The sequence below is a fragment of the Streptomyces sp. B1866 genome, from assembly GCF_031932565.1.
Lineage (GTDB): Bacteria > Actinomycetota > Actinomycetes > Streptomycetales > Streptomycetaceae > Streptomyces.
Window position 1 is genome coordinate 26,722 of sequence record NZ_JAVSCF010000039.1, and the last position, 7,011, is coordinate 33,732.

A 7,011-nucleotide genomic window follows, 5' to 3' on the forward strand; every position below is an offset into this window, starting at 1 on the left:
CGCTGCCCGACCGCCCCGTGGAGCCGCGATGACCGCCGTCCCCGCCACGCACCGCGAGGTGCGCCTCGCCGTCCGGCCCCGGCCCGGGGAGGAGCTGCGTGCGGAGCACTTCGAGGTGGCGGAGGCGCCGGTGCCGGTGCCGGGGCCCGGCCAGGTGCTCGTGCGCAACCGGGTCATGTCGGTCACGGCCGTCATGCGCACGCTGATGAACGGGGACGCCGACCTGTTCGTGCCGCCCTTCGCGGAGGGCGAGCCGCTGTGGGGCCTGGCGGTGGGGGAGGTGGTCGCCGCGCCGGACCGCCCGCGGGTCGGCGGTCGCGTCGGTGCGGGCCGTCCCACCGGTCCCGGTGACACGAGCGGTCCGTTCGGCGGTTCCGGTGGCACGGGCGGTCCGTTCGATACGGGCGGCGGTTCCGGCGGTCCGGTGGACGCGGGCCGGGAGGCCGGTGGCCTGAGGCCGGGGGGACGGGGCGGCGAGAGCTGGGGGGCACAGGGCCGCGTCACCGAGGGCCCGCCCACCGGGCACCCGCGATCGGCGGATCCGGGGCCCGGTGTCGGGTGGGCCGGGGGCCCGCCGTCCGGGGTGCCGGGTGCCCCGGACGGCGGCGCGGACCCGCCTCGGCCCGGAGACCTGATCGAGCACCGGTTCGGCTGGCGGGAGTACGCGGTCGTCGACTCGGCCGAGGCGCACCGGCTCGACCCGGTCGCGCTGCCCGACCCGGCCGCGTACCTCTCCCAGGGGCCCAGCGCGTGGATGGGCGTCGTGCGCGGCGCGGACGTGCGCCCGGACGACACCGTGTTCGTGACCGGGGCCGCGGGCGGCGTCGGGTCCCTGGCGGGCCAGATCGCCCGGTTGCGCGGCGCCAAGCGGGTCATCGGCAGCACGGGCTCGCCGGACAAGGCGGACCGGCTGCTGGCGGAGCTGGGGTACGACGCGGTGGTGGTCCGGGGCGCCGGGCCGATCGAGGACCAGCTGCGCGAGGCGGCGCCCGACGGCCTGGACGCGGTCTTCGACAACGTCGGCGGGGAGCAGCTGCGCGCCGCCTTGGCCGTGGCCCGCCGGGGTGCCCGCTTCGCCGTCGTCGGCGCGCTGTCCGCCCAGGCCGGTGGCGGCACGGCCGCTCCGGTGCAGATCGACACGGTGGCGCTGACCGATCGCGGGATCACCCTGCGCGGCATCGCCCTCTACGACCACATGGACGTCATCCCGGAGTGGACGGCCGTCTTCGCGCGGGGCCTGCGCGAGGGGACGCTGTCCTTCCCGCACGTACGCCTCCAGGGCATCGGCCAGGCGCCGCGCGCCCTGCGCGAACTCCTCGCCGGGCGGCACGTCGGCACGGTCCTGGTCGACCTGTGACCTCCGGCCCGGGCCCGGCCACTGCCCCGCCGCCTCGGAGTCGGCGGCCCGCAGGAACGCCCCCGGACCCGGCCCGGGCCGGCCCCGGCCCCGGCTCCCATCGCGCAGTCGGCGGCTGACCGCGGTCTCCGGCGTGCGGATTCGCTGCCGAGCCGCTCCGCGGTCGCGTTGCCGCCGGGCCCGTGGCCCAGCGGTCCCGGCTGGGCGGTCACCGACTCCCGGGCCGGGCTCCGGGGCCGCCCCCGGCTTCCGCCCGTGCCCCAGCGGCCTCCCGTCTGTCGGGCAGTGGCCCCCGGCCAGGCGGTCACCGGGGTCCCGGGCCCGGGGCGGCCTCCCGCCCTTCCCGGAGCGCCAGGAGCACAGCGCCCCAGGCCCCGGCGCGCCGGGGGCCGGGCGGCGTGGCGGCCGGGACACGCGGTCGGGCGGCCAGACGGGCGGGCCCGCGCCGGGGCGGCCGGGCTGCGCGTGGTCGCGGCCCGATCAGGCGTGCTGGTAGGCGACGATCGAGACGCCGACGTAGTGCACGACGAAGGCCGCCAGGGTGAAGGAGTGGAACACCTCGTGGAAGCCGAACCACCGGGGTGACGGGTTGGGCCGCTTGGTGCCGTAGACCACCGCGCCCAGGCTGTACAGCAGGCCGCCGACCAGGATCAGGGACATGACGGCGATGCCGCCCGCGCGCAGGAAGTCGGGCAGGAAGAAGATCGCCGCCCAGCCCAGCGCGATGTAGCAGGGCGTGTACAGCCAGCGGGGCGCGCCGACCCAGAAGACCCGGAAGGCGATCCCGGCCAGCGCCCCCGCCCACACCAGCCACAGCAGCACCTGCTGTTTGCCGTGCGGCAGGAGCAGCAGGGTGAAGGGCGTGTACGTGCCCGCGATGATCAGGAAGATGTTGGCGTGGTCCAGTCGGCGCAGCACGGCCGAGGCGCGCGGGCCCCAGTCGCCCCGGTGGTACAGGGCGCTCACGCCGAACAGCGCACAGGCGGTGAGAGTGTAGATCGCGCAGGCCAGGCGGCCGCGAGGGCTGTCGGCGAGGGCGGTGAGCACCACGCCGGAGACCAGCGCGGCCGGGAACATCCCGGCGTGCAGCCAGCCCCGCAGGCGCGGTTTGAGCTGGTGCGCGGCGGCCGTTGGGGACGGTTTGAGCGAGTGCGCTGGGGCTACTGGGACTTCCGGAGTGGGCTGGTCGGCCCCTGGCGACGCGGCGGTCATGCGCTCATGCTACCTACGGCACCGTAGGTCCGATCCAGGCCGCAAATGGGACCTGAGTGGCGATCGTCACGGAACCGCCCACTAGACAGAACGCTTGAGCCGACGGATGATCAAATGAGCGCAGCATTTGAGCGCGGTCGGCACCGGATGAGCCGAAGCGTCCGGGTCGCGGCCCCCAAGGGGTAGCTGTCTCCACAACGGATATCCGTGCACATATCCGAAAAAACCCTCACTTACTTGCGCCGGAGCAGCGCGGTTCCGGCGGAACGGAGCGATCGTGGCGCGCGCAGCAGCGGCATCATCCCCTACCCCCCTCACTATTCCCAGCGTCCCCACCAGTCCGCCCACCAGCCACCAGGGCCTGGTGTCCTGGGTCAGCGAGATCGCCGCCATCACCCAGCCCGACGAAGTGGTCTGGTGCGACGGCTCGGAGGCGGAGTACGAGCGCCTGTGTGAGGAGCTCGTCGCCAAGGGGACGTTCACCCGGCTCGACCCCATCAAGCGTCCCGGCTCCTACTACGCGGCGTCCGACCCTACCGACGTCGCCCGCGTGGAGGACCGCACCTTCATCTGCTCCGAGAAGGAGGAGGACGCGGGGCCGACCAACCACTGGAAGGCCCCCGGCGAGATGCGGGAGATCTTCACCGGGGAGCGGGGGATCTTCCGCGGCGCGATGCGCGGCCGGACCATGTACGTCGTCCCGTTCTGCATGGGCCCGCTCGGCTCGCCGCTGTCCGCACTCGGCGTGGAGATCACCGACTCGGCGTACGTCGCCGTCTCGATGCGCACCATGACCCGCATGGGCAACGCGGTCCTGGAGCAGCTGGGCACCGACGGCGACTTCGTCCGCGCCGTCCACACCGTCGGCGCGCCGCTCGCCGACGGCCAGGCCGACGTGCCGTGGCCCTGCAACTCCACCAAGTACATCTCGCACTTCCCCGAGACGCGGGAGATCTGGTCGTACGGCTCCGGGTACGGCGGGAACGCGCTGCTGGGCAAGAAGTGCTACGCGCTGCGCATCGCCTCGGTCATGGCCCGCGACGAGGGCTGGCTGGCCGAGCACATGCTGATCCTCAAGCTCACGCCGCCGCGCGGAGAAGCCAAGTACGTGGCCGCCGCCTTCCCCAGCGCCTGCGGCAAGACCAACCTCGCCATGCTGGAGCCCACGGTCAGCGGCTGGTCGGTGGAGACGGTCGGCGACGACATCGCCTGGATGCGCTTCGGCGAGGACGGCCGGCTGTACGCGATCAACCCCGAGGCCGGCTTCTTCGGCGTCGCGCCCGGCACCGGCGAGCACACCAACGCCAACGCCATGAAGACCCTGTGGGGCAACGCGATCTTCACCAACGTGGCCCTCACCGACGACGGCGACGTGTGGTGGGAGGGCATGACCGAGGAGTCCCCGGCCCGCCTGACCGACTGGAAGGGCAACGGCTGGACGCCCGCCTCCGACACCCCGGCCGCCCACCCCAACGCCCGCTTCACCGTCCCGGCCGGGCAGTGCCCGATCATCGCGCCCGAGTGGGAGGACCCGCGCGGCGTGCCGATCTCGGCGATCCTCTTCGGCGGCCGCCGCGCCAGCGCGGTGCCGCTGGTCACCGAGTCCTTCAGCTGGCAGCACGGCGTGTTCCTCGGGGCGAACGTCGCCTCCGAGAAGACCGCCGCCGCCGAGGGCAAGGTGGGCGAGCTGCGCCGCGACCCCTTCGCCATGCTGCCGTTCTGCGGCTACAACATGGGCGACTACATGGGCCACTGGCTGGAGGTCGGCAAGAACGCCGACCCGGCCAAGCTGCCGAAGATCTACTACGTCAACTGGTTCCGGAAGGACGACGAGGGCCGCTTCGTCTGGCCGGGCTTCGGCGAGAACAGCCGCGTGCTGAAGTGGATCGTGGACCGGCTCGACGGTCGCGCCGAGGGCGTCGAGACCCCCATCGGCATCCTGCCGACCCGGGAGGCGCTGGACACCGACGGCCTCGACCTGGAGGACGCCGCGCTCGACCTGCTGCTGAGCGTCGACAAGGACGTCTGGCGCGAGGAGGCCGCCCTGATCCCCGGCCACCTGAACACCTTCGGCGACCACACGCCCAAGGAGCTGTGGAGCGAGTACGAGGCCCTGGTCAAGCGCCTGGGCTGAGCGGCGAGCGGGCGCGCGAGCGGCGCCTGGCGCACTCCAGGGCCGGACGGCGCGCACCCTGAGGCCGGACGGCGTGTGGCGGCTGGCCCGCCTCCCGCACTCCGGCAGCGGCACCCGCACCCGGTCCGCGTGGCGGTCTTCGCCCGCGGACCGGGGCCGTTACGCGGTCGCCGCCAGCCGCGGGGCGGCGGCGTGCGCGTCCATCCGCTCCGCCGCGAGGATCGCGGCCACGGTGTCCGCGCGCGAGGCGGCCACCACCAGCGCCCGCCCGGCCAGCGCGTGCGCGCGCCGGTGCAGCGCCGCCAGACCCGCCTCGTCCAGCGGACGGCGCGTGGCCGGGGCGGCCGGGGCGAGCCGCTCAGGCGCGCGCCCGCCGCGCAGCCGGGCTATCTGCCGCACCAGCCGCTCGGCGGCCGTGTCCAGGTCCCCGCCGCCGCGCGGGCCGCCGGCGGCGGCGCGCAGCTCGTCGGTGACGGTCAGCAGGGCGGTCAGGTGGGCCGCGAGCTGGGTGTCCAGCTCCTCCTCGCGCGTGCGGTGCGGGAAGTCGGGCACAGGCGGTGCCGCGCTGTGGACCGACTGGGTACGGATCGGTTCGTACATCGACGGCCTCCAAAAGGCTGAGGAGGCCATCCTAACTTGGACTCTGTCTAAAGTTGAGTGCGATCAACCGGTGCGCCGCCGCGCGTGCGCCCGCGCCCGGAACGGCTCCCGCCGCGGGCACGGCGGTGTCAGGGCTGGCCGTAGCCGTCGAGGAAGTTCCCGATCCGCGTCACGGCGTCGGCCAGGTCCTTCTTGGCCGGGAGCGTGACGATGCGGAAGTGGTCCTGCTCGGGCCAGTTGAAGCCCGTGCCGTGCACGATCATGATCTTCTCGGCCCGCAGCAGGTCCAGCACCATCTGCCGGTCGTCCTTGATCTTGTAGACCTTCGGGTCCAGCTTCGGGAACGCGTACAGCGCGCCCTTCGGCTTCACGCACGTCACGCCCGGGATCCGCGTCAGCAGCTCGTACGCCGTGTCGCGCTGCTCCAGCAGCCGCCCGCCGGGCAGCACCAGCGCGTTGATCGACTGCCGCCCGCCCAGCGCCGTGGCCACCGCGTGCTGCGCGGGCATGTTCGCGCACAGCCGCATGTTGGCCAGGATCGTCAGGCCCTCCAGGTAGTTCGCGGCGTGCGCCTTGGGCCCGCACACCGCCAGCCAGCCGCTGCGGTAGCCCGCCACCCGGTACGCCTTGGACAGCCCGTTGAACGTCAGCGTCAGCAGGTCGGGGGCGATCACGGCGAACGGGGTGTGCGTGACCCCGTCGTACAGGATCCTGTCGTAGATCTCGTCCGCGCAGACGATCAGGTGGTGGCGGCGGGCGATCTCGGCTATGCCGTGCAGGAACTCGTCGCCGTAGACCGCGCCCGTCGGGTTGTTCGGGTTGATCACCACGATCGCCTTGGTGCGGTCGGTGACCTTCCGCTCGATGTCCGCCAGGTCCGGCAGCCAGTCGGACTGCTCGTCGCAGCGGTAGTGCACGGCCGTGCCCCCGGCCAGCGAGACGGCGGCCGTCCACAGCGGGTAGTCCGGGGACGGGATCAGCACCTCGTCGCCGTTGTCCAGCAGGCCCTGCATCGACATCTGGATCAGCTCGGACACGCCGTTGCCGAGGAACACGTCCTCCACGTCCAGCTCGATGCCCTTGGTCTGGTAGTGCTGCATCACCGCGCGCCGCGCCGACAGCAGCCCCTTGGCGTCGCCGTAGCCGTGCGCGTCACCGAGGTTGCGCAGCATGTCCTCCAGAATCTCCGGAGGGCACTCGAAGCCGAAGGCGGCCGGGTTGCCGGTGTTGAGCTTCAGGATGCGGTGGCCCGCTGCCTCAAGACGCATCGCCTCCTCAAGCACCGGACCCCGGATCTCGTAGCAGACGTTGGCGAGTTTCGTGGACTGGAGCACCTGCATGTCGGCCACCTTACGGTGACGTAACGTCCGCCGCGCGGTGTTTATCGCCACGCCCCAGCGGCCCCGCGCGCCTCTCGCGAGGCCGCGGGCAGCCGCCTGGCGGGCGCGCCCGTCGGCGGTCGTCTTCGATGACGTAGCGCCCGGCGCCACACACATGCGAAATAACGGATGCCGAGGGCGGTGGGGCTGGGAAACCGGCCTTCCGGGCGCGCGGCCCGCGCGTGCCGTACGGGGTGGGGCGGGCCCGGTGGCGGCTTCTGCTGCCACCGCCCGCGAAACGTGACATCCGCCACGTCAGCCCCTGCCGGGGTGGGCCTGGGCGGGCGGCGGCCGGGCGGCCCGAGCGCCCGCGTGCCGCCGCCCGCCCG

Annotated in this window: 5 protein-coding genes; 2 read left to right on the plus strand and 3 right to left on the minus strand. The window is 73.6% G+C overall.

Translation table 11 applies throughout. The annotated features are described in order from the left end of the window. Positions 1-28: 28 nt before the first annotated feature. Complete coding sequence (locus RKE29_RS08720; RefSeq protein WP_312004511.1) at positions 29-1,357, plus strand: NADP-dependent oxidoreductase; 1,329 nt, start codon at positions 29-31, stop codon at positions 1,355-1,357. Between the two features lie 480 nt (positions 1,358-1,837). Here the strand turns inward: RKE29_RS08720 and RKE29_RS08725 are convergent, their stop codons facing one another. Then, positions 1,838-2,569 (minus strand): hemolysin III family protein, encoded by a 732-nt coding sequence (locus RKE29_RS08725; RefSeq protein ID WP_312004512.1) that lies wholly within the window; start codon positions 2,567-2,569, stop codon positions 1,838-1,840. Between the two features lie 319 nt (positions 2,570-2,888). Here RKE29_RS08725 and RKE29_RS08730 point away from each other — a divergent pair, with 319 nt between their 5' ends. After that, positions 2,889-4,703, plus strand: coding sequence for a phosphoenolpyruvate carboxykinase (GTP) (locus RKE29_RS08730; RefSeq protein ID WP_312004517.1), 1,815 nt, complete (start codon positions 2,889-2,891; stop codon positions 4,701-4,703). Positions 4,704-4,862: 159 nt separating this feature from the next. Here the strand turns inward: RKE29_RS08730 and RKE29_RS08735 are convergent, their stop codons facing one another. Together RKE29_RS08735 and RKE29_RS08740 are read right to left on the minus strand one after the other, a co-directional pair. Continuing rightward, on the minus strand, positions 4,863-5,303 hold the full coding sequence (locus tag RKE29_RS08735; protein WP_312004513.1) for a hypothetical protein: 441 nt from the start codon (positions 5,301-5,303) through the stop codon (positions 4,863-4,865). 128 nt (positions 5,304-5,431) lie between these two features. Beyond that, complete coding sequence (locus RKE29_RS08740; protein WP_312004514.1) at positions 5,432-6,643, minus strand: pyridoxal phosphate-dependent aminotransferase; 1,212 nt, start codon at positions 6,641-6,643, stop codon at positions 5,432-5,434. Between the last annotated feature and the right edge of the window lie 368 nt (positions 6,644-7,011).